Origin of the sequence: Streptococcus sp. HMSC067H01, assembly GCF_001814775.1 — a bacterium.
Classification (GTDB): domain Bacteria; phylum Bacillota; class Bacilli; order Lactobacillales; family Streptococcaceae; genus Streptococcus.
Window position 1 is genome coordinate 1 of record NZ_KV817815.1, and the last position, 255, is coordinate 255.

The window sequence follows — 255 nt, forward strand, 5'->3', positions numbered from 1 at the left end:
TAACGGTTGCTGGAATATCGAATTTATAGTAGCGTCCAAATGCGAATTTAGTGGTGTCGATGATTTGAGTGTCTTCTGCATCTCCAAGTGACTTAGTGAAGCCAGCTTTAAGGGTTGCGGTCATGACACCATTTTCGATCTTGATGTCAAACTTGTCAGTCACATCTGCACCAGTTACTGAATCGTAGGCCTTGATAGCTGATGCATCTACATCAACCTTGGTTTCATCGAAGTCATCAGAGATACTTACTGTTT

1 protein-coding gene is annotated in these 255 nt (G+C 42.0%); it reads right to left on the reverse strand.

Going from position 1 to position 255, the window contains the following annotated elements; genetic code table 11:
• A partial coding sequence (locus HMPREF2987_RS09805; protein ID WP_142995401.1) for an SspB-related isopeptide-forming adhesin occupies positions 1-255 on the reverse strand: 255 nt, incomplete at both ends.